At 70.4% G+C, this 20,362-nt stretch carries 18 protein-coding genes and 3 pseudogenes; 12 read left to right on the forward strand and 9 right to left on the reverse strand.

The features are described 5' to 3' along the window. From DEP02_RS01230 to DEP02_RS01240, 3 genes and pseudogenes are all read right to left on the reverse strand, one after another. A pseudogene (locus DEP02_RS01230) lies at positions 1–185 on the reverse strand (ATP-binding protein); the annotation flags it as partial. Between the two features lie 15 nt (positions 186–200). After that, positions 201–1,313: a fatty acid desaturase gene (locus tag DEP02_RS01235; protein WP_232838904.1), complete on the reverse strand. Its 1,113-nt coding sequence runs from the start codon at positions 1,311–1,313 to the stop codon at positions 201–203. A gap of 70 nt (positions 1,314–1,383) precedes the next feature. Then, a complete protein-coding gene (locus DEP02_RS01240) occupies positions 1,384–1,563 on the reverse strand; it encodes a hypothetical protein (RefSeq protein WP_112465444.1) in 180 nt (59 codons plus the stop codon). On the opposite strand from DEP02_RS01240, the gene DEP02_RS35240 reads away from it, so the two are divergent. The 4 genes and pseudogenes from DEP02_RS35240 (at position 1,562) to DEP02_RS01260 (ending at position 6,708) form a co-directional block, all read left to right on the forward strand. After that, the gene (locus DEP02_RS35240) at positions 1,562–2,491 is read left to right on the forward strand and encodes a type IV toxin-antitoxin system AbiEi family antitoxin domain-containing protein (protein WP_112465445.1); all 930 of its coding nucleotides are present in this window, start codon (positions 1,562–1,564) and stop codon (positions 2,489–2,491) included. The two genes, DEP02_RS01240 and DEP02_RS35240, sit on opposite strands and share 2 nt — an antisense overlap. Positions 2,492–2,761: 270 nt before the next feature. After that, positions 2,762–3,247, forward strand: a pseudogene (locus DEP02_RS01250) (DUF5753 domain-containing protein); the annotation flags it as partial. Beyond that, positions 3,244–3,453, forward strand: a complete 210-nt coding sequence (locus DEP02_RS01255; protein ID WP_112465446.1) for a DUF397 domain-containing protein — start codon at positions 3,244–3,246, stop codon at positions 3,451–3,453. The pseudogene DEP02_RS01250 and the gene DEP02_RS01255, both read left to right, overlap by 4 nt. Positions 3,454–3,558: 105 nt before the next feature. Continuing rightward, positions 3,559–6,708 carry a sacsin N-terminal ATP-binding-like domain-containing protein gene (locus DEP02_RS01260; protein WP_112465447.1) on the forward strand — a complete coding sequence of 1,050 codons (3,150 nt, stop codon included), beginning with the start codon at positions 3,559–3,561 and terminating at the stop codon, positions 6,706–6,708. A gap of 110 nt (positions 6,709–6,818) precedes the next feature. Here DEP02_RS01260 and DEP02_RS01265 read toward each other — a convergent pair whose 3' ends face one another. Beyond that, positions 6,819–9,227, reverse strand: a complete 2,409-nt coding sequence (locus tag DEP02_RS01265) for an HAD-IC family P-type ATPase (RefSeq protein ID WP_112465448.1) — start codon at positions 9,225–9,227, stop codon at positions 6,819–6,821. Positions 9,228–9,683: 456 nt separating this feature from the next. Then, positions 9,684–9,971: a DUF2530 domain-containing protein gene (locus DEP02_RS01270; protein WP_112465449.1), complete on the reverse strand. Its 288-nt coding sequence runs from the start codon at positions 9,969–9,971 to the stop codon at positions 9,684–9,686. Positions 9,972–10,197: 226 nt separating this feature from the next. Here DEP02_RS01270 and DEP02_RS01275 point away from each other — a divergent pair, with 226 nt between their 5' ends. Continuing rightward, positions 10,198–11,649, forward strand: coding sequence for an NCS2 family permease (locus DEP02_RS01275; RefSeq protein WP_112465450.1), 1,452 nt, complete (start codon positions 10,198–10,200; stop codon positions 11,647–11,649). Positions 11,650–11,697: 48 nt separating this feature from the next. Here the strand turns inward: DEP02_RS01275 and DEP02_RS01280 are convergent, their stop codons facing one another. Beyond that, complete coding sequence (locus DEP02_RS01280) at positions 11,698–11,880, reverse strand: ribbon-helix-helix protein, CopG family (RefSeq protein WP_198668237.1); 183 nt, start codon at positions 11,878–11,880, stop codon at positions 11,698–11,700. Positions 11,881–12,035: 155 nt separating this feature from the next. Here DEP02_RS01280 and DEP02_RS01285 point away from each other — a divergent pair, with 155 nt between their 5' ends. From DEP02_RS01285 to thpR, 3 genes are all read left to right on the forward strand, one after another. Continuing rightward, a complete protein-coding gene (locus tag DEP02_RS01285; RefSeq protein ID WP_112465452.1) occupies positions 12,036–12,473 on the forward strand; it encodes a MarR family winged helix-turn-helix transcriptional regulator in 438 nt (145 codons plus the stop codon). A 211-nt stretch (positions 12,474–12,684) separates the two neighbouring features. Beyond that, positions 12,685–13,956 carry an MFS transporter gene (locus DEP02_RS01290; RefSeq protein ID WP_112465501.1) on the forward strand — a complete coding sequence of 424 codons (1,272 nt, stop codon included), beginning with the start codon at positions 12,685–12,687 and terminating at the stop codon, positions 13,954–13,956. A 49-nt stretch (positions 13,957–14,005) separates the two neighbouring features. Further along, positions 14,006–14,578 (forward strand): RNA 2',3'-cyclic phosphodiesterase, encoded by a 573-nt coding sequence (gene thpR, locus DEP02_RS01295; protein WP_112465502.1) that lies wholly within the window; start codon positions 14,006–14,008, stop codon positions 14,576–14,578. 145 nt (positions 14,579–14,723) lie between these two features. Here thpR and DEP02_RS01300 read toward each other — a convergent pair whose 3' ends face one another. Beyond that, positions 14,724–15,581: an aldo/keto reductase gene (locus DEP02_RS01300; RefSeq protein ID WP_112465453.1), complete on the reverse strand. Its 858-nt coding sequence runs from the start codon at positions 15,579–15,581 to the stop codon at positions 14,724–14,726. A 57-nt stretch (positions 15,582–15,638) separates the two neighbouring features. Between DEP02_RS01300 and DEP02_RS01305 the strand changes: the two genes are divergently transcribed. From DEP02_RS01305 to DEP02_RS01320, 4 genes are all read left to right on the forward strand, one after another. Further along, entirely contained in the window at positions 15,639–17,315 is a 1,677-nt protein-coding gene (locus DEP02_RS01305; protein ID WP_232838905.1) for a recombinase family protein, read from the forward strand. Positions 17,316–17,572: 257 nt separating this feature from the next. Then, positions 17,573–17,923, forward strand: a complete 351-nt coding sequence (locus DEP02_RS34255; protein ID WP_232838906.1) for a hypothetical protein — start codon at positions 17,573–17,575, stop codon at positions 17,921–17,923. 88 nt (positions 17,924–18,011) lie between these two features. Next, complete coding sequence (locus DEP02_RS01315; RefSeq protein WP_232838909.1) at positions 18,012–18,347, forward strand: recombinase family protein; 336 nt, start codon at positions 18,012–18,014, stop codon at positions 18,345–18,347. Between the two features lie 56 nt (positions 18,348–18,403). Continuing rightward, a complete protein-coding gene (locus DEP02_RS01320) occupies positions 18,404–19,396 on the forward strand; it encodes an aldo/keto reductase (RefSeq protein ID WP_112465455.1) in 993 nt (330 codons plus the stop codon). A gap of 146 nt (positions 19,397–19,542) precedes the next feature. On the opposite strand, the pseudogene DEP02_RS01325 reads toward DEP02_RS01320, so the two are convergent. Both DEP02_RS01325 and DEP02_RS01330 read right to left on the reverse strand, forming a co-directional pair. Beyond that, positions 19,543–19,683: pseudogene (locus DEP02_RS01325) on the reverse strand (aldo/keto reductase); the annotation flags it as partial. A 60-nt stretch (positions 19,684–19,743) separates the two neighbouring features. Next, positions 19,744–20,289 carry a Uma2 family endonuclease gene (locus DEP02_RS01330; protein ID WP_112465456.1) on the reverse strand — a complete coding sequence of 182 codons (546 nt, stop codon included), beginning with the start codon at positions 20,287–20,289 and terminating at the stop codon, positions 19,744–19,746. Between the last annotated feature and the right edge of the window lie 73 nt (positions 20,290–20,362).

A 20,362-nucleotide genomic window follows, 5' to 3' on the forward strand; every position in this document is an offset into this window, starting at 1 on the left:
GCCAGCTCGGCCACGAGAAGGTTCGCGGGCTCCGTGGGCAGCCCCCAGCGGCGCAGCTGCGCCTGGGCGAGCAGACGCGCGAGGCGGGCCCCGCGCCGTGTGGACGACAGCAGCACGCTGAAGTTGGGGAACTGGACGCTTTGCCCGGCCGTGAGGTCGGCGATTTCCTGATTCACGTCACTCAGAGTGGCCGAGCGCACCTAGCGTGGGGAGTGACTGAGGGGTTGCGTGTGGTGACTGTCGGTGACGTGTCCGGTGCTGTCCGGGCTGTCGGCGGGGGCGGCCGGGCGTGCCGCGAGAGCGCGCCGGTGGCGGCGGAGTACGGCGGACTCGCCCAGCAGCAGCGCGTGCGGCCGGTAACCCGGGCCGGACAGTGAACGTTCCAGCGAGGGCAGGTAGTTCCAGCGCACCGCCGGGTGCGCCGAGTGCGCGAAGTGGTACAGGTCGCCGTACGGCAACCACGTACCGCGCGCGAGCAGGGCGAGAAGCACGTTGCGCGGATACAGCCGCAGGCACCGCCCGGCCTCCACCGCGACCGGCGCCCCAGTGACCACCTCCGGGTCGAACCAGCGGTGTTCGACCAGCAGCGACATCCAGGCGAGCTGCGGATGCAGCAGCAGCCGGGGCAGCAGGAAGACGAACACCGCCGCCTGCCACCCGAAGACCAGAGTCACGGCCGCCGTCACGGCCACCGGCCCGGCCACCCGCAGCCGCCCGGCGCCCGGCTCCCGCCACAGAGCGGCCAGGCTTCGTACGGTGCCGGACACACCGGCCGGCGTGAGCGGATGGACTGTGCCGAGCACATACCGTGCTGTTCCGGCCCCGGTCCGCAGGCCCGCCCGGTGCAGCTCCGCCAGGTTCGGGTCGGCTCCGGCGATCGTCGCGTTCGGATGGTGCTCGCGTACGTGCCGACGGCGGCGTACGGCCACGGGTCCGAAGCCGAGCGGGACATGGACGGCCGCCTCGGCGAGCAGCGTGTTCAGCCGGCCGCCGCGCACCAGCACGCCGTGCACCGCGAAGTGGCTGACCTCCTGCAAATGGCGGAATTTCACCGCACCGGCGAGGGCGGCGACCGCACACCCCACGCCACCGCCGTGCACGGCAACCACGCACCATCCGACGATCTCCAGCCAGTGCCCGATCAGCAGAAGCACAGGCGTGACGTCGTTCAGCCGCTCACGCTGGAGCGCCGTCACCGACCGGAGCGAGCCCGGCCCGTGCCGCCCCCGTGCCGGACTGAACCACCACCGGTCCGCCTGCCGCAGCACGATCCCCACCGCGATGACCACCAGGCCGCCCGACAGCGCCCCCAATGCCCGCTCCCTCCGTAGCCCCAGCAGACCCGGCACGGAGCCGAAGCCCACCGGCCCGACCAGACGACGATCAGACCTCGGGCGGGTGGATCCCGGCCTCGGGCAACACCTTCATGCCTTCCCGGCCGAGCGCGGCGAACGCGCTGATTTCCGCCATGTGCGCCGAGTCCGCGTACGCCACGGCGCCAGGGGCGGGGGAGTTGTCCACAGCCCACGCGAACCGTTCGCGCCGCACGCCATAGTGCGGCATGACGATCAGCAGCGAAACCCTCCAGCAGGTCCGTGCCACCGCCTCCCGGCAGGACTGGGTGGTGACGATCCCACAGCTCGGGTCGGCCGGCGCCGATCGGAACACCGTACGGCGGATGGTCAGGTCGGGCCGGTGGGTTCCGCTGACCCGGGGCAGCTACTGGGTGGGACAGGACAGCCAGGGCCCCTCACTGCGTTCCCGAGTCCGGGGCGCCCTTCTCACCTGCGGTCCACATGTGGTGGCCGCAGGCCCCACGGCCGCCCGCCTGCTGGGCATCCAGGGCCTCCCCCGGGACGACGGCACCCTGCACCTGGCCGCTCCACCGGGCCACGAGATCCGCAGCCGCCCCGGCATCCGCGTCCACCGGAGCGCCCTTCCCCCCACTTCCCGCACGACCCTGCGGGGCATCCCCGTGACCACCCCGGTTCGCACCTGCGCGGACCTCCTGCTCCACCTCCCGCGCACCGAGGCGGTGAGCGTGCTGGACTCGGCCCTCCACCAGGGCCTGCTGACCGAGCCCGACCTCCGCACCATCCCGCCCCTGCTGTCCGGCCGCCCCCACGCGCGCAGGGCCCGGGAGTGGCTGCGCCTGGCCGACGGCCGGGCCGAATCCCCCCTGGAAACCCGGGTGCGCCTCATCTGCCTGGACGACGGCCTGCCCCCGCCCCTCCTGCAGTGGCGCATTGTGGACCCGGCGCAGGGCTGCTCCTACCGCATCGACCTGGGCTGGCCCACCCACCTGGTGGGCGTGGAGGCGGACGGCAAGGCCCCCCATGGCACCCCCCAGGCCCTCTACCAGGACCGCCACCGCCAAAACCGCCTGACCACCCTCCTCCCCGGCCTCACCCTGCTCCGCTTCACCTGGTCCGACACCCACCACCCCCCGCTCGTCCTGCTCCCCCTCCGCCGCGCCCTGGGCCTTCCATGATCCCGACGAGTGCGACGCCGGGGCCATTTTGGGCACCTGGAGACGGCCCTAACGTCACAACGGATGGGGCACAACCGTGCGACACGGCCGCACGCGCGGCGGGGCGGGGTGGTGGTCAGAGCTCGGTCGGGTGGATTCCGGACCCGTGCAGCACCTTCAGGTTTTCCCGGCTGAGCTCGGCGAAGGCGCCGATTTCCGCCATGTGCGCAGTGCCCGCGTACGTTACGGGGCCATTGCCCAGCATCACGGTGGGGTCGAGCTCGGTCTCGCGGTCTCCTGCAGACCTCTGACCACGCGAGGGCGTTGTTCGAGGCCATGCAGCCCCCATATTCCCCGGACGAGGTGGAACGGATGGTGGCTGCCCGTATGGCTCGCGCGTCGATCTTCGAGCGTTCACCTGCTCCCGCGCTCAGTTTCGTCCTGGAAGAGGCGGCCCTACGCCGCCCGATCGGGGGCACAATGGCGTGGCGACGGCAGCTCGAACGGCTGTTGGAGGTGGGTCGACTGCACAACGTCGTGCTTCAGGTGATGCCGTTGAACTGCGAGACGCATTCCGGCATGGACGGCAAGATCGAGTTGCTGAAGTTCGCGGATGGTTCGGCGGTGGGCCGCTCCGACGGCGCGTTCAACGGTCGGCCGACCTCCGATCCCAAGCAACTGCGCATCCTTGAGCTGCGGTATGGCACGATCCGGGCCCAGGCACTCTCTCCACGGGAGTCGCTGCCTTTCATCGAACAACTTCGGGGAGAGACATGACCCTCAAGCCCTCTGGTGGCGGCAGCTCCGAGCTGGTGTGGTTCAAGAGCAGCTACAGCAGCGGCAACGACGGCAACTCCTGCGTCGAGATCGCGACAGCGCCTCGCACGGTCCACGTCCGTGACTCCAAGACCATCGAGGGCCCCCGGCTCGCGCTCACTCCCGACGCCTGGGTGCGCTTCGTCCCGTACGTCTCCGAAGGCTGATCCCGCCCCCCCGTCAGGGCTGCTCGGCGCACCCGCCGGGGACAATGGAAGCCTGCGTCCGGTGGAGCGGTACCTTCGACCTCACAGCCGTGAGGAGAGTGGGACGTGAGCATGTTCGTGCAGCCGGCCGCCGGAGGCGATCCGTTGGGGACCGCGCGCCTGCGGCGTGGCGTGCTGGATGCCTGGGCCACGAGTCCGGCGCGGTTCCGGGAGGACGCCAACGCCGAGGAGGACCTGGTCCTCGGCGGCTACCGGGACCGGCTCGTCGTCGAGCTGGCGCAGAACGCCGCCGATGCCGCCGCGCGGGCGGGTGTGCCCGGACGGCTGCGGCTCACCCTGCGGGACGGTGTCCTCGGCGCCGCCAACACCGGCGCCCCGCTGGACGCGGCCGGTGTCGAGTCGCTGTCCACGCTCCGGGCCTCCGCCAAGCGGGACGCGCGTGAGAGCGCCGTCGGCCGCTTCGGCGTCGGCTTCGCCGCCGTCCTCGCCGTCACCGACGAGCCCGCGGTGGTCGGCCGGCACGGCGGGGTGCGCTGGTCGCTGGCCGAGGCCCGCGGCCTCGCCGAGGAGACCGCCCGGCACAGCCCCGGCCTCGGGGACGAGATCCGCCGCCGCGACGGACACGTACCGCTGCTGCGGCTGCCGTTCGCCGCCGAGGGCACCGCCCCCGACCCCTACGACACGGTCGTCATCCTGCCCCTGCGCGACACGGCCGCCGCCGACCTCGCCGAACGGCTCCTGCGCTCCATCGACGACGCCCTGCTCCTCGCCCTGCCCGGCCTGGAGGAGGTCGTGGTCGAGATCGGCGACGAGGAGCCACGTACCCTGAGCCGCCGTACGGACGGCGCGTTCACGGTTGTCGAGGACTCCCGGGACGGCGTCACCCACTGGCGCACCGCCGCCGCCCACGGCGCCCTCACCCCCGACCTGCTCGCCGACCGCCCGGTCGAGGAGCGGCTGCGCCCGCACTGGTCGGTCACCTGGGCGGTGCCCGTCGACGCCTACGGCAACCCGGTCCGCCCCCGCACCAGCCCCGTCGTGCACGCGCCCACCCCGAGCGACGACCCCCTCGGCGTCCCGGCCCTGCTCATCGCGTCGTTCCCGCTGGACAGCACCCGCCGGCACACCGCGCCCGGACCGCTCACCGACTTCCTGGCGCAGCGCGCGGCCGACGCCTACGCCGAGCTCCTCGCCGAGTGGCGGCCGGTGAGCGAGGGCGTCATCGACCTCGTGCCCGGCCCGCTGGGCAAGGGCGAGCTGGACGGCGTACTGCGGCAGGCGATCCTCGACCGGCTGCCGCGCACCTCCTTCCTGCCGCCGGCCGCCGTGCCCGCCGACCACGACTCCCACCTGCCCGAATCCCTCCGTCCGCGGGACGCCGAGGTGGTCGAGGGGGCGGGCGCCGACACCGTGCGCGTCCTCGCCGAGGTGCTGCCCACCCTGCTGCCCGCCGGACTGGAACGGCGGGTGGAGCTGCGCACACTGGGCGTGGCCCGCCTGCCGCTGACCGACGCCGTCGACCGGCTGGCCGGGCTGGAGAAGGAGCCCGGCTGGTGGCGGCGGCTGTACGACAGCCTCGCGGGCGTCGACCCCGACCGGCTCTCCGGGCTGCCCGTGCCGCTCGCTGGGGGTACCTCCCAGGCGTCCAGCACTGGGGGAAGCCGTACGACCATCGGGCCCCGGCAGGTCCTGCTGCCCGCCCCGGGCACCCCCGGCACCGATCCGGAGGTGCTGGCCCGGCTCGGACTGAAGGTCGCCCACCCGGACGCCGCCCATCCCATCCTGGAGAAGCTCGGCGCCCTGCCCGCCACCCCGCGCGCCGTGCTCACCACCCCGCAGGTGCGGGCCGCCGTCGCCGCCTCCCTCGACGAGGACACCGGCGGATGGGACGAGGACACCCCCGACGCCGAGGAACTCGCCGACACCGTCCTCGCCCTCGTCCGGGACGCGGGCCTGGAGCCCGGCGACGAGCCCTGGCTCGGCGCGCTCGCCCTGCCCGACGAGGACGGCGAACTCGCCCCGGCCGGCGAACTGGTCTTCCCCGGCGGCCCGTTCGCGCGCGTCATGCACGAGGGCGAACTTCCGACGGTGGACGCAGAGCTGGCCGAGAAGTGGGGCGAGCAGCCGCTCGCCGCGTGCGGTGTGCTGGTGAACTTCGCCCTCGTACGGGCCACGGATGTCGTTCTTGATCCGGATGAACTGGAGCCCCGGGAAGGGGACTTCCCCGAGCCGGACGACCCCGGGCTGCTGGACGCGGTGGACGTGTGGTGCGAGGACCTCCTCGACCGGTTCCCGGACACCCCCGTGCCGCCGGTCGCCACCGAGGTCGTGGCGGTACGGGACCTGGACCTGGTGGACGACGACCAGTGGCCCCGGGCCCTCGCCCTGCTGTCCCGGCCGCCGCTCAGGGACGCCCTCACCCAGCCGGTGCGGATCCTGCTGCCGGACGGCACCCACGAGATCGTCCGGCCGTACACCGCCTGGTGGCTGCGCGGCCACCCGGTGCTGGGCGGGCGCCGCCCGGCCGGTCTGCGCGCCGCCGGCTCCGACCCGCTGCTGCGCGGCCTGTACGACGAGGCGGACGCCGCCGGCTTCGACGACGAGCAGGTGCTGCGGGCGCTGGGCGTCCGGACGTCCGTCGCCGCGCTGCTCGACGAGCCGGGCGGCGCGGCTGAGCTGCTGGACCGGCTCGCCGACCCCGAACGTCCGGTGACCTCCGCCCAACTGCATGCCCTGTACGGGTACTTGGCCGAGGTCGACCCGGAACAGGTCACGTTGCCGGAGGAGTTGCGGGCCGTGGTCGACGGCCGGGTGGAGGTCGTGGACGCCGCCGACGCCGTGGTGTGCGACTCCCCGGACCTGCTGCCGTTCACCTCCGGTGTTCCGCTGCTGCCCGTACGGCCGTCCCTGGTCGCCGAGTTGGCCGAGCTGTTCCAGGTGCGGCGGCTGAGCGAGTCCGTCATCGGCGAGGTCGACTCCGAGGGCGCCGAGCACGACGTACCGGAGCCGGTACGCGTCCTGCTCGGTCCGCGTACGCCCGCCACGTACGTCGAGCACGAGGAACTCGTCGTCGACGGCACCGAGCTGGACTGGCGCCTGACCTCCGACGGCGTCCTGCACGCGGCCACCCTGGAGGGCGTGGCCGCCGGCCTGGCCTGGGCGGCCGGCCAGTGGCCCCGCCGCTTCGAGGTGGCGGCGCTGCTGGAGGACCCCTCCCGGACGGAGGAGCTGGCGCGGGACCGCTGGTTCGACTGACGGGCGTCCACAGAAATCCAACTTCACGCTGGTGCGGCGCTACGGCTTCGCGGGCACCTCGACCACCCCGGCGGTGAAGCAGGCCGCGTCAGACGGGGAAGCAGGCCGCGTCAGACGGGGAAGCGGCGGTCGACCCACCTCCACAGGAGTTCCAGGACGGCCGCCGCCACCACGGCGATGCCCACCGCCAGCCAGGGCATCGCCGTACCGACCAGGTGCAGTGCGAAGAAGCGCTGCAGGGTCGGCACGAGCAGGACGAGGACGAAGACCGCGCCCATCGAGGCCACCAGGGCGACGCGCCACCAGGTGTAGGGGCGGGCGACGATCGCCAGGACCCACATCGCGACCAGGAACAGCGTGAGCGTGGCCGCGCTGGTCTCCGCGTCCAGGGTGTCCGGGCCGGTGTAGTGGTGGCGGGCGGTCAGGTACGTCGTGAAGGTCGCCACGGCGGTCACGGCCCCGCCCGGCAGCGCGTAGCGCATGACCCGACGCACGAAGTGCGGCCTGGCGCGTTCCTTGTTCGGGGCGAGGGCCAGGAAGAAGGCCGGAACGCCGATGGTGAGGGTGGACAGCAGGGTCAGGTGGCGCGGCAGGAACGGGTACTCCACCTGCGAGCACACCACCAGCACCGCCAGCAGCACCGAGTAGACCGTCTTCACCAGGAACAGCGTCGCGACCCGGGTGATGTTGCCGATGACCCGCCGCCCCTCGGCGACCACGGACGGCAGGACCGCGAAGCTGTTGTTCAGCAGCACGATCTGCGCGACGGCCCGGGTGGCCTCCGAGCCCGAGCCCATCGCCACGCCGATGTCGGCGTCCTTCAGGGCGAGTACGTCGTTCACGCCGTCGCCGGTCATCGCGACCGTGTGCCCGCGCGACTGCAGGGCGCCGACCATGTCCCGCTTCTGCTGCGGGGTGACCCGCCCGAACACCGTGGTCCCGTCGAGCACCCGCGCCATCTCCTCCCGCTCGGCGGGCAGCCGGCGGGCGTCGACGGCGCTGCCGTCCAGACCCACCTTCGCGGCGACCGCGCCGACGGACACCGCGTTGTCGCCGGAGATGACCTTGGCACGGACGTTCTGCTCGGCGAAGTAGCGCAGGGTGTCGGCGGCGTCCGGCCGCAGCCGCTGCTCCAGGACGACCAGGGCGGCGGGCGCGACGGTCCGGGCGACGTCCGGGGCGTCCAGGTCACGGGTGGCGCGGGCGAGCAGCAGCACGCGCAGGCCCTGCTCGTTCAGCCGGCCGGTCTCGGTGAGGGCGGGCGCGTCGGCGGGCAGCAGGACGTCCGGGGCGCCGAGCAGCCACGTACTGGACTCGCCGTTGCCCTCGCTGAAGCTGGCGCCGCTGTACTTGCGGGCGGAGGAGAAGGGCAGCGACTCCACGCAGCGCCACTCGTCGGTGTCGGGGTAGGCGTCGATGATCGCCTGCAGGGAGGCGTTCGGGTGCGGGTCGGACTCGCCGAGGGCGCCGAGCACCTTGCGTACGTACGTCTCGTCGTAGCCGTCCAGGGATCTCAGTTCGGTGACGTCCATGCCGCCCTCGGTGAGGGTGCCGGTCTTGTCCAGGCAGACCGTGTCCACGCGGGCCAGGCCCTCGATCGCGGGCAGCTCCTGGACCAGGCACTGCTTGCGGCCCAGCCGGATCACACCGATGGCGAAGGCGACGGAGGTGAGCAGGACCAGACCCTCGGGGACCATGGGGACGATGCCGCCGACGGTGCGGGCGACGGACTCCCTCAGGTCGCTGTTCTTCACCACCAGCTGGCTGATGACCAGGGCGATCGCGGTCGGGACCATCATCCAGGTGACGTACTTGAGGATGGTGGAGATACCGGTGCGCAGCTCGGAGCGGACGAGCGTGAAGCGGGACGCCTCCTCGGCGAGCTGGGCGGCGTACGCGCGGCGGCCGACCCTGGTCGCCTGGAAGGCGCCGCCGCCGGCGACGACGAAACTGCCGGACATGACGGGGTCGCCGGGGCGCTTGACGACGGGGTCGGCCTCGCCGGTGAGCAGCGACTCGTCGATCTCCAGGCCGTCGGCCTCGACGCAGGTGCCGTCGACGACGACCTTGTCGCCGGGGCCGATCTCGATGAGGTCGCCGAGGACGATCTCCGAGGTGGCGATCTCGGTGGCGGTGCCGTCGCGGCGGACCGTGGGGCGGGCCTCGCCCACGAGGGCGAGGGAGTCCAGGGTCTTCTTCGCCCGCCACTCCTGGATGATGCCGATACCGGTGTTCGCGATGATCACGAAGCCGAAGAGGCTGTCCTGGATCGGGGCGACGGCGAGTGTGATCAGCCACAGGACGCCGATGATCGCGTTGAACCGGGTGAAGACGTTGGCGCGGACGATCTCGGGGAGGGAGCGGCTGCTGCGGACCGGTACGTCGTTGATCTCGCCGCGGGATTCGCGTTCCGCGACTTCGGCGGAGGTGAGGCCGGTCGAGCGGGCCGTCGCCGGGACGGGCACGGGGTGCACGGGGTGCACGGGGTCGAGCTCCGTGTCCGCGTCGGTGTGCGTCATGTCTCCGACGGTACGTGCGGTTGTGCTGCCGCACGCGTTGAGGGGGGGAAGATCCGACCTGGGGAGGAGGGGGGTCGTGCGGGGGGTGTACGGGGGTGGCTTTGTCCTCGGTGGGGGGGAGGGGTCCCGTCCCCGGGGCTCCGCCCCAGGCCCCTGTTCGGGGCTGCGCCCCGGCTTGGCCCACCCGGCCCGCCCGTCTCGGTGGGGAGAGGGGTTCCGTCCCTGGGGCTCCGCCCCAGACCCCGGCGGGGGCTTCGCCCCCTGCGCCCCGGTTTCCCACCCTCCCGCCCGTCTCGGTGGGGAGAGGGGAGACCGCCCTGGGGCTCCGCCCCAGACCCCGGCGGGGCTCCGCCCCTGCGCCCCGGCGGGGACTCCGTCCCCTGCACCCCGGCGGGGCTCCATCCCCTGCACCCCCGGCAGGGCCTCGCCCCAGACCCCCAGCGAGGGCTCCGCCCCCTACTCCGCCGACGCCGGCTGTCCCATCCGCGCGGATTCCTCCTCCTCCGCCACCCGCCTGATCGCCGCGTCCCGCTTCCGCACGTACCAGATGCCGATCAGGCCCAGGCCACCCCCGGCCAGGCAGGTCCAGAGCCACCAGGCGTGGCCGTGGTCGTGGAACCAGCCGTAGAAGGGGAGCTGGATCAGGAAGAGGGCGAACCAGACGATCGTGCCGCCGGTGATGGTGGCGACCACGGGGCCCTCCAGGGGCTCCGGCGCCTCGTGCTTGGGGGTCCACTTCGCCATGGGGGTCAGTTTATGGCCCCTGCTGCCCAAGGGGTCCTCCCCTGGCAGTGCACGTATCTACGCGCGGAGATGGTGTTTCCGGCTTCATATGTTCATACTGAAACGGTTCGAGTCTGGCCACTTCTCTTCGTAGAAATCTCCAAATGTGAGACGACGGAGGCGTGGGGGAACCCGTCGGCCCAGACTCGGTACCCCGTCCCCACCCGCATTCTCTGAGGTCACACGCATGTCCACCTCGGCCACCGCCAAGGCCCCCGCCCCGGAGCAGCCGGGAACTCCGCCGGCGTACGGCGCTCTCGACCGCTTCTTCAAGATCTCCGAACGGGGCAGCACGCTGTCCCGGGAGATCCGCGGCGGTTTCGCCACCTTCTTCGCGATGGCCTACATCATCGTGCTGAACCCGATCATCCTCAGCAGCGCGAAGGACATGTACGGGCACCAGCTCGACAACGGGCAGCTCGTCACCGCCACCGCCGTGACTGCCGCCTTCACCACGCTCCTCATGGGTGTCGTCGGCAACGTGCCGATCGCGCTCGCCGCCGGCCTCGGCATCAACACCGTCGTCGCGCTGCAGCTCGCGCCGCGCATGGCGTGGCCGGACGCCATGGGCATGGTCGTCCTCGCCGGGTTCGTCGTCATGCTGCTCGTCGCCACCGGGCTGCGCGAGCGCGTCATGAACGCCGTGCCGCTGGGCCTGCGCAAGGGCATCGCCATCGGTATCGGCCTGTTCATCATGCTGATCGGGCTCGTCGACTCCGGTTTCGTCTCCCGCATCCCGGACGCCGCCCAGACCGTCGTCCCGCTCCAGCTCGGCGCCAACGGTCACCTCACCGGGTGGCCGGTCCTGGTCTTCGTCCTGGGCGCGCTGCTCACGCTCGCACTGATCGTGCGCAAGGTGCCCGGAGCGATCCTCATCTCGATCATCGCGATGACCGTCCTGGGTGCCGTGATCAACGCCGTCGCGCACGTGCCCTCCTGGGGGCTCACCACCCCGAAGTGGCCCGGCAACCCCGTGTCGACCCCCGACTTCGGGCTGATCGGCCAGGTCAGCCTGTTCGGCGGCTTCGCCAAGGTCGGCGTGCTGACCGGCATCCTGTTCGTCTTCACCGTGCTGCTGTCCTGCTTCTTCGACGCCATGGGCACGATCATGGGCATCAGCGACGAGGCCAAGCTGACCGACGCCCAGGGCCAGATGCCCGGCATCAACAAGGTGCTCTTCGTCGACGGCATCGCGGTCGCCGCCGGTGGCGCCAGCTCCTCCTCGGCCACCACCTGCTTCGTGGAGTCGACGGCCGGTGTCGGTGAGGGGGCCAGGACCGGCTTCGCCAACATCGTCACCGGTACCCTGTTCGCCCTGGCGCTCTTCCTCACGCCCATCGCCACCATGGTCCCGTCCCAGGCGGCCACCCCGGCCCTGCTCGCGGTGGGCTTCCTGATCCTGGCCGGGGGGATCAAGGAGATCGACTGGGCGGACTACACGATCGCCATCCCGGCCTTCGTGACGATGGTGATGATGCCGTTCACCTACTCGATCACCAACGGCATCGGCATGGGCTTCATCACCTTCGCGCTGCTGCGCCTGGCGGCCGGCCGGGGCCGGGAGGTCCCGGTGGCGATGTACGTGGTGGCGGGCGTCTTCGCCTTCTACTACCTGATGCCGGCCCTCGGCCTGACCTGATCCCCGTGCCACGCTGCACGAGGGCACGGGGCACACGGGGCACGGCGTTCAGGTGACCCCGTAGAACCTCTCCGTCTCCTCGACGGCGGACTGGAACCGCTCGTCGAAGTCATCCCGAATGAGCGTCCGGACGACATAGTCCTGGACGCTCATTCCTCTTTTCGCGGCATGGCTCCTGAGCCGTTCGAGCAGCTCATGGTCGATGCGCACGCTCAGCACGCTGGATCCCATGGAGATGAGGGTCGCGGGACCTCTCGGCGGGAGGCGTCACGTTCCGTATCGAGCTCACCCGAAAGAGTGATTCGATCTTTCAGTGGCAGGCATCACGGGTGTAGAGGCATGTTTTCGGTGGTATTTAGCGAGAGTAATGAGTTAATCTAAAGAACATGCCGGACCTTAGCCATGGCGACGACGCAGCCGCCGTGAACTCCCTGCGCTCCGCCGTGATGCGGCTGTCCCGTCGGCTCAAGCACCAGCGCGTCGACGAGTCGCTGAGCCCCACCGAGATGTCGGTGCTGGGCACCCTGTCCATCTGCGGAAGTGCCACCCCGGGCGAGCTCGCCCGCAGGGAGCACGTCCAGCCCCCCTCGATGACCCGCATCGTGGCGCTGCTCGAGGGCAAGGGACTGGTCCGCCTGGAGCCGCACCCCGAGGACCGGCGCCAGAAGGTGGTCACGAGGACCGCGCAGGCCGAGACAATGCTCGCGGAGAGCCGCGGCAAGCGGAACGCCTTCCTGGCCGGCCTGGTCGAGGGGCTGGACGAGGACGAGTGGGCGAAACTGCGCGACGCCGCCCCCGTACTGGAAAAGCTCGCGCACCTGTAAAGCACGTCAGCCGAGGAGGCGAATCCTTTTGAGTACGGGATCCGGAGCAGACTCCGCCCCCGCACCGACCACCCACGACTCCCCCGACGACACCCAACCCGTACCCGACGATACTCAGCCCGTCCCCGACGGCACCCGGACCGTCCCCGACGGCACCCGGACGGTCCCCGACGGCACCCGGACGGTCCCCGACGCCCCTCGCAAGTACTCGATGTTCAGCTCGCTGAGGGTCAGGAACTACCGCCTGTTCTTCCTCGGCCAGGTGGTCTCCAACACCGGTACCTGGATGCAGCGCATCGCCCAGGACTGGCTGGTGCTGAGCCTCACCGGCTCCTCCGCCGCCGTCGGCATCACCACGGCCCTGCAGTTCCTGCCGATGCTGCTCTTCGGACTCTACGGCGGCCTCCTCGTCGACCGACTCCCCAAGCGGCCCACGCTGCTCGTCACCCAGTCGGCCATGGCCCTCTCCGGTCTCGCGCTCGCCGCGCTCACCCTCACCGGGCAGGTCCAGGTCTGGCACGTCTACCTCGCCGCGTTCGCGGTCGGCCTCGCCACGGTCGTCGACAACCCGGCCCGCCAGTCCTTCGTCGCCGAGATGGTCGGCCCCCAGCAGCTGCCGAACGCGGTCAGCCTGAACTCCGCCAACTTCCAGTCCGCCCGTCTGATCGGCCCCGCCGTCGCGGGCCTCATGATCACCGGTGTCGGCACCGGCTGGGCGTTCCTCGCCAACGGCCTGTCCTTCCTCGCCCCCATCGCCGGCCTGCTCATGATGCGCGCCCGCGAGCTGCAGGTGGTCGAGCGCACCCCGCGCGGCAAGGGCCAGCTCCGCGAGGGCCTGCGCTATGTCGCCGGCCGCCCCGAGCTGATCTGGCCGATCGTCCTGGTCGGCTTCATCGGCACCTTCGGCTTCAACTTCCCGGTGTGGCTGTCGGCCTACGCCGAGGACGTCTTCCACTCCGGCGCCGGCGCCTACAGCCTGTTCAACACGGTGATGGCGGTCGGCTCGCTGGGCGGTGCCCTGCTGGCGGCCCGCCGCGGCACGGCCCGGCTGCGCCTGCTCATCGCGGCGGCCGCAGCCTTCGGCGCCCTGGAGATCGTGGCCGCGATGGCCCCGTCGTACTGGCTGTTCGCCCTGCTGATGGCTCCCATCGGGATCTTCGGCCTGACGGTCAACGTCACGGCGAACACCGCTGTGCAGATGGCCACCGACCCGGCCATGCGCGGCCGGGTGATGGCCCTGTTCATGATGGTCTTCATGGGTGGTACGCCGCTGGGCGCGCCCCTCGTCGGCTGGATCACCGACGTCTACGGCGCCCGCGCCGGCTTCGCCTTCGGCGGCGTGGTCTCGCTCGCCGCGGCTGCCACCATCGGCCTGGTCCTGGCCCGCGTCGGCGGCCTGCGCCTGTCCTTCGGCTGGAACCGCGGCCACCCGCGCGTCGGCCTGGTCCCGCGCGGGCGGAGGAAGGAACTGGTGGTGGCGTAGAAACCGGGTGCGCGTCCCGGCCGGCGGGAAGACTGACTCCATGGGCTCCATGAGACTCTTCGCCGCCGTACTGCCCCCCGAGCACGTCCTCGGCGCACTCGCGCACGAGGTCACCGGGCTGCGGAAGCTGCCCGGCGCGGACCGGCTGCGCTGGACGCACCACCCCGGCTGGCACTTCACCCTCGCCTTCTACGGCGAGGTCGACGAGGAGGTCGTACCGGAGCTGTCGGCACGCCTGGAGAAAGCCGCGCGGCGCACGGAGCCCTTCGCGCTGGCGCTGCGCGGCGGCGGGCAGTTCGGGCGAGGCAAGGCGCTGTGGACGGGGGCGGAGGGCGATCTGGTGACCATGCGGCTGCTGGCCGAGCGGGCGCAGGCGGCGGCCCGCAAGGCGGGTGTACGGATGGAGGAGCACCGCTCGTACAAGGCCCATCTCACGGTGGCCCGCGGCCGGGGCACGGTGGACGTACGGTCGTACGTCCAGGCGCTGGCGGACTTCACGAGCCCCGCGTGGACCGTGCAGGAGCTGGTTCTCGTCCGCAGCCATCTGCCGAAGTCCGGTGTGGCGGGTACACAGCCCCGCTACGAGCCGGTCGCCCGCCGGCCACTGCACGGGGCCGGTTAGTCTCGAATACGTGGACCCGAAAACCCGGAACCGGATCATGGCCGGTGCACTTGTGCTGATGTTCGCCGTCGTCGCCCTGGCAGCCGCGTTCGGCAGGTGATGCCTCCGAGCGCGGCCGCCGGGGTCGGTCAGTGGCCGGTGACGGTCACCAGGCGAAGGCCTCCGGGGACGGCCCCGGGCCCGGGAAGATCTCGTCGAGTCCGTCCAGCAGCTCCTGGCTCAGCTCCAGCTCGACCGCCCGCAGGGCCGAGTCGAGCTGCTCGGCGGTGCGCGGACCCACGATCGGGCCGGTCACGCCGGGCCGGGTGAGCAGCCAGGCCAGCGCGGCCTCGCCGGGTTCGAGGCCGTGCTTGTCGAGCAGGTCCTCGTACGCCTGGACCTGGGAGCGTACGGAGGTGTTGGCGAGCGCTTCGGCGGACCGCCCGGAGGCGCGCCGGCCGCCCTCGACCTCCTTCTTGAGGACGCCGCCGAGCAGTCCGCCGTGCAGCGGCGACCAGGGGATGACGCCGAGCCCGTAGTCCTGCGCGGCCGGGATGACCTCCATCTCGGCACGGCGCTCGGCGAGGTTGTACAGACACTGCTCGCTGACCAGGCCGATGGTGCCGGAGCGCCGCGCGGCGATCTCGTTAGCCTGGGCGATCTTGTAGCCGGGGAAGTTGGACGAGCCGACGTAGAGGATCTTGCCCTGCTGGATCAGTACGTCGACGGCCTGCCAGATCTCCTCGAAGGGGGTGCTGCGGTCGATGTGGTGGAACTGGTAGACGTCGATGTAGTCCGTCTGCAGCCGCTTGAGGCTGGCGTCCACGGCCCGCCGGATGTTCAGGGCGGAGAGTTTGTCGTGGTTCGGCCAGACGGGGGTGTCGTCCGGGACCATGTTGCCGTACACCTTGGTGGCCAGCACGACCTTGTCGCGCCGGTCACCGCCCTTGGCGAACCAGTTTCCGATGATCTTCTCGGTACGGCCCTTGTTCTCGCTCCAGCCGTACACGTTGGCGGTTTCCAAAGATCAATTTTGACGCCATGATCCGAACCACATACCGTCACCCCTTGTGCGCGATGCGTGCCACAGGGGAGAGGGAGAACGAGCATGGCGAGAGTTCTGGGTGTGGTCCGTCTGTCGAGGGTGTCGGACGAGACCACATCGCCGGAGCGTCAGCGTCGGTCCATCCAGCGATGGGCCGATCAGGAGGGGCACGTCGTCGTGGGGTGGGTCGAGGACATCGACGTGTCCGGCGGGGTAGAGCCGTGGAAGCGCCCAGAGTTCGGCAAGTGGTTGCCTTCGACGATCGGAAAGGAGGTCAGCGCGATCGAGCACCGGATCGCGATGGAGGAGTCGCGCGCCGATGAGTACGACATCCTCTGCGCGCTGAAGATCGACCGCCTCTCGCGGCGCGTGCTGCACGTGCACACCCTCCTGGAGTGGTGCGAGAAGAACGGCAAGGAGGTCGCGACCGTCGAGGACGGGATCAACCTCAACACGCAGATGGGGAAGCTCCTCCTGAGCCTGATCGCGTCCTTCGCGGAAGGGGAGCTCGAAGCCATCAAGGCGCGGGCCAAGTCCTCGTACAACCACCTGGTGAAGGAGGGTCGCTGGCGTGGCGGCCGCACTCCGTACGGCTACCGCGAGGAGAAGCAGGAGACCGGCGAGGGGTGGAAGCTCGTCCCTGACGACTACGGGACCGACACGGCCGGGACACTCCGTGAGATCGTCCGCCGTCTCATCGCGGGCGAGTCGGCGAACAGCATCGCGCAGTGGCTCAACGAGGACGTGTCGAAGACCCCGACGTCACTCGACGCTCAGATGATCCGCAGCGGCAAGACCCCGAAGGGCAGCCGCTGGACCGCCGCGAACACGGCCAAGGTCGTACGCTCCCGCTGCATCCTGGGGCAGATGGAGGTGTCTGAGGAGGTGATGGTCGACGGGAAGAAGACGACACGACGCCGGGTCGTCCGGGACGCTGACGGCCAGCCCCTTCAGCGCGCGGAGCCGCTGATCACGCACGAGGAGTGGGAGCTGGCCAACAAGAAGCTGGACGAGAACACCAGCAAGCGCAACGGCAACCGCAAGGGTGGGTCGCCCTTGCTCCGGGTCGCGTTCTGCACATGTGGGGAGCCGGCATATCTCGGCCCTGGCCGTAACTGGCCCTACTACCGCTGCGCCTCCCGTACCACGCACAAGCCGTGTCCGACCGGAAGCAAGGGCATCGCGGCGCACACGCTGGAGGGCGCCGTGGAACAGGCGTTCCTCCTCGCTGCCGGGGATGTCGAGATCGTCCGGAAGGTCTTCCGGCCGGGCGTGGACTACACGCGTGACATCGAGGAAGTGAACCGCGCCTTGTCGGACCTGAGGGAGGATCGCGAGGCGGGCCTCTACTCCAGTGAGCTGGGCAAGCAGGAGTACCGGGAGGCGTACAAGCGGTTGGACGCGCGACGTGAACAGCTCATCGCGCAGCCCACGCGTCCGGACACCTGGGAGGAGATTCCGACAGGGGAGACCTACCTGGAACGGTGGAGCACGTTGTCGACCCAGCACGAAAAGGGTAGGGAGCTACGCGCCGCAGGGGTCAAGGCCGTCATCCATGCCGAGCCGATTCCTGGGATGACCGCCACGCAGCTCATGGCTCCCGATGGCCATGACGGGATGTGGCAACACCCAGTCGGGAGGGTTCAGGTTCTGATCCCGATGGACTTCAAGCAGCGTCTGCGCAACATGGCGGCGGTCCACAGCGAAGGATGACCGACAACTGCAGGTGACGAGGAGGGTCCTGTGGTCGGGGTCCTTCTGCGCGTTTGTAAGATGCCCGGCAGGTCGCCGCCGTCGCTCCCGACCGCACGAGACCGAGTCCAGGCCCGAAGGCTTGGGCGTCCACCTGTGAAGAGAGACCGCGCCATCCGTGCACGGTCCACCCCCGCGAAGAAAGGGAGGCACATGTCCCTCCATCCGGCGGGGGACTGGCGCACGCGTGTGCGCCTCACAGGAAGGAGCCACACCCGGTGGCTATCAGCTTCGGCCATGACCGCCCGTGGGGCGGTGTCTCTCAGCACGAGTACCGGCGCATGGCGCAGAACCCTGCGCACCAGCTCGCCTACCGCGTCCACTTCGCCGCCATCGGATGGGCAGACCGGCACGGACACGCGGGCTTCGCCCCCGGCCGGCTGGCCGCACTGCTGGGCAAGGAAGGTAAGCCACTGTCCGAGCAGAGCACCCGCAACGCGGTGGCCCGCGCCAAGGAGCTGGACCTTGTGTCGCCCCGTTCCGGGGCCGCTTGCCTCGTGCTCCCTCCCCACCTGTTCCAGAAGGGCAAGGGTGCGCCAGTTCCCTGCCGTCTCCACCAGGACCGGTAAGTACACGCTGTCCGTGTAGTCAGAGCACGCCCGGCGTGTACCCAAACAGCATCCGAACTGCGGGAACGCTCGCGTCCTCCTTGTGACCATGGTCGACACGCTTCGGGAGTGTGGTATCGGGTTCAAGGTGCTCACGGGTGCACTGGCCAACATCGACCCCGGCACGGCCGATGGCCGTCTCATGCTTCAGGTGGTAGGAGCCATGGCGGAGTTCGAGCGCAGCCTCATCAAGGAGCGCACCCGCGCCGGACTCGACGCAGCCAAGGCGCAGGGGCGTACCGGCGGACGGCCGTCCGTCGTGAACGAGGACGCGCTGACCGTGGCCCGCGCGAGGAAGGCGAAGGGAGAGAGTGTCAGCGCCATCGCCAAGGCTCTGGGCGTCTCTCGGGCCACGCTGTACCGGCACCTCGGAGACGACTCCTGACGGCGGCACCTGATGCCCTTGCCTGGAGCGGGCTCGAAGCAGTTGGCTTGTGGTCCATGAAGTACACGCAGCTCGGACGCACCGGACTCAAGGTCAGCCGACTCGTTCTCGGTACGATGAACTTCGGTCCGCAGACAGACGAATCAACCAGCCACGACATCATGGACGCCGCTCTCGACGCGGGTCTGAACTTTGTAGACACGGCCAACGTCTATGGGTGGGGTGAGAACAAGGGCCGCACCGAGGAGATCATCGGTACTTGGTTCGCCCAGGGTGGCGGGCGGCGCGACAGGACGGTCCTCGCCACCAAGGTGTACGGGAACATGGCCCCGGACGACTCCTCCGTCTGGCCCAACCACGACAAGCTCTCCGCGGTGAACATCCGCCGGGCCGTCGACGCCTCCCTCAAGCGGCTGCAGACCGACTACATCGACATCTACCAGTTCCATCACATCGACCGGTCGACGCCGTTCGAGGAGATCTGGCAGGCGATCGACGTCCTGGTCCAGCAGGGCAAGATCCTCTACGCCGGGTCGTCCAACTTCCCCGGCTACAAGATCGCCCAGGCCAACGAGCTGGCTGCCCGGCACGGCCGCATGGGCCTGGTCAGCGAGCAGTGCCTGTACAACCTCGCCGAGCGCCGCGCCGAGATGGAGGTCATCCCGGCCGCGCAGGACTACGGGCTCGGCGTCATCCCCTGGTCGCCGCTGCACGGCGGACTGCTGGGCGGAGTCCTCAAGAAGGAGGCCACGGAGGGGCGCCGGGCGAGCGGCCGCGCTGCCGACGCGCTCAAGGACACCAAGACACGCGAGCAGATCCAGGCGTACGAGAACCTCCTCGACAAGCACGGCCTGGAGCCCGGTGAAGCGGCGCTCGCCTGGCTGCTGACCCGCCCCGGCGTCACCGGCCCGATCGTCGGCCCCCGCACGCAGGAGCAGCTGGACTCGGTGCTGCGCGCCCTGGAGCTGGAGCTGAGCGAGGAACTGCTGACGTCTCTGGACGAGATCTTCCCCGGTCCCGGACCGTCTCCCGAGGCCTTCGCATGGTGAGGTAGCGGGTCTGTGTGAGGGGCCGTCGCCTTCTGCTTGCGTTCGAAGCGAGTTGGAGGCGGCGGCTTCGTCGTTTCCACTCGGGGTCCGCAGGAGCAGTGAGCGTCAGCGATGCGCTACTGTGCAACCTGGCGTCAAAGTTGCCGGTTTGCCCGATCGAAGAAGTTGATCCCCGCGTCCATGATCGCGTGACTGTCCGCCTCGTCGGTCTGCGGACCGAAGTTCATCGTGCCGAGCACCAGTCGGCTGACCTTGAGTCCCGTGCGTCCGAGCTGTGTGTACCTCATGGTCCACAAGCCAACGTGTTGGAGTGCGCTCGAAGCAAGGGGAGTTCGGGTGGTGAGGGGTCAGCCCCGGGAGAACTCGTCGGTCTTGAGGGTGAGGCCGAGGGGGGTGGTGGTCATGTCGACGTCCGTTCCGAAACGGACGGAGAGTTCGCTGAGATATTCGCGGCCCTCGGGCCGGGTGTACAGGCGGCACTTGCCCTGGAAGGGGTCGGCGATGAGATACACCGGGACTGCGGCGTGGGCGTAGGCGGTCTTCTTGGGCCCGTAGTCGTTGTGGGCCGTGCCCTTCGAGATGACCTCGGCGACAAACTCGACGTCCTGGTGGTGGAGCGGCTCTCTGGTGGTCTTGTCCGTCAGGAGCGTCACGTCGGAGGCGAAGCCGTTCAGCGGACCCGGGTAGTCGACACGGACGTCGGACAGCAGGCCCTTGTGAGGGTGCCTGGCGCTCACCTGCTCGACGATGTCCCAGATGATCTGCCAATGGACATGCGTCTGCGGCACCATGAAGACGGCGCCTTCGACGATCTCTGCTTTGTAGCCCTCGGGTACGGTCATCTGGTCGAACAACTCGTCCAGCACCCGTTTGTCGGCGTCGGCCGTGTCCATCTCGCGCCCCTGTCACTGACATCAGCACAGTCGGGCAGTACAACGATACGCGTGGTGACCGGGTCACGGGGGC

The organism is Streptomyces triticisoli (assembly GCF_003270085.1).
Taxonomy (GTDB): Bacteria; Actinomycetota; Actinomycetes; order Streptomycetales; family Streptomycetaceae; genus Streptomyces; species Streptomyces triticisoli.

Bases quoted from the DNA above. Each gene is read 5' to 3' on its own strand.
- DEP02_RS35240 (WP_112465445.1), top strand. From the start codon at position 1,562: ATGACGATCAGCAGCGAAACCCTCCAGCAGGTCCGTGCCACCGCCTCC.
- DEP02_RS01240 (WP_112465444.1), bottom strand. From the start codon at position 1,563: ATGCCGCACTATGGCGTGCGGCGCGAACGGTTCGCGTGGGCTGTGGAC.
- DEP02_RS01255 (WP_112465446.1), top strand. From the start codon at position 3,244: ATGACCCTCAAGCCCTCTGGTGGCGGCAGCTCCGAGCTGGTGTGGTTC.
- DEP02_RS01265 (WP_112465448.1), bottom strand. From the start codon at position 9,227: ATGACGCACACCGACGCGGACACGGAGCTCGACCCCGTGCACCCCGTG.
- DEP02_RS01270 (WP_112465449.1), bottom strand. From the start codon at position 9,971: ATGGCGAAGTGGACCCCCAAGCACGAGGCGCCGGAGCCCCTGGAGGGC.
- DEP02_RS01275 (WP_112465450.1), top strand. From the start codon at position 10,198: ATGTCCACCTCGGCCACCGCCAAGGCCCCCGCCCCGGAGCAGCCGGGA.
- DEP02_RS01280 (WP_198668237.1), bottom strand. From the start codon at position 11,880: ATGGGATCCAGCGTGCTGAGCGTGCGCATCGACCATGAGCTGCTCGAA.
- DEP02_RS01285 (WP_112465452.1), top strand. From the start codon at position 12,036: ATGCCGGACCTTAGCCATGGCGACGACGCAGCCGCCGTGAACTCCCTG.
- DEP02_RS01290 (WP_112465501.1), top strand. From the start codon at position 12,685: ATGTTCAGCTCGCTGAGGGTCAGGAACTACCGCCTGTTCTTCCTCGGC.
- thpR (WP_112465502.1), top strand. From the start codon at position 14,006: ATGAGACTCTTCGCCGCCGTACTGCCCCCCGAGCACGTCCTCGGCGCA.
- DEP02_RS01315 (WP_232838909.1), top strand. From the start codon at position 18,012: ATGGTCGACACGCTTCGGGAGTGTGGTATCGGGTTCAAGGTGCTCACG.
- DEP02_RS01320 (WP_112465455.1), top strand. From the start codon at position 18,404: ATGAAGTACACGCAGCTCGGACGCACCGGACTCAAGGTCAGCCGACTC.
- DEP02_RS01330 (WP_112465456.1), bottom strand. From the start codon at position 20,289: ATGGACACGGCCGACGCCGACAAACGGGTGCTGGACGAGTTGTTCGAC.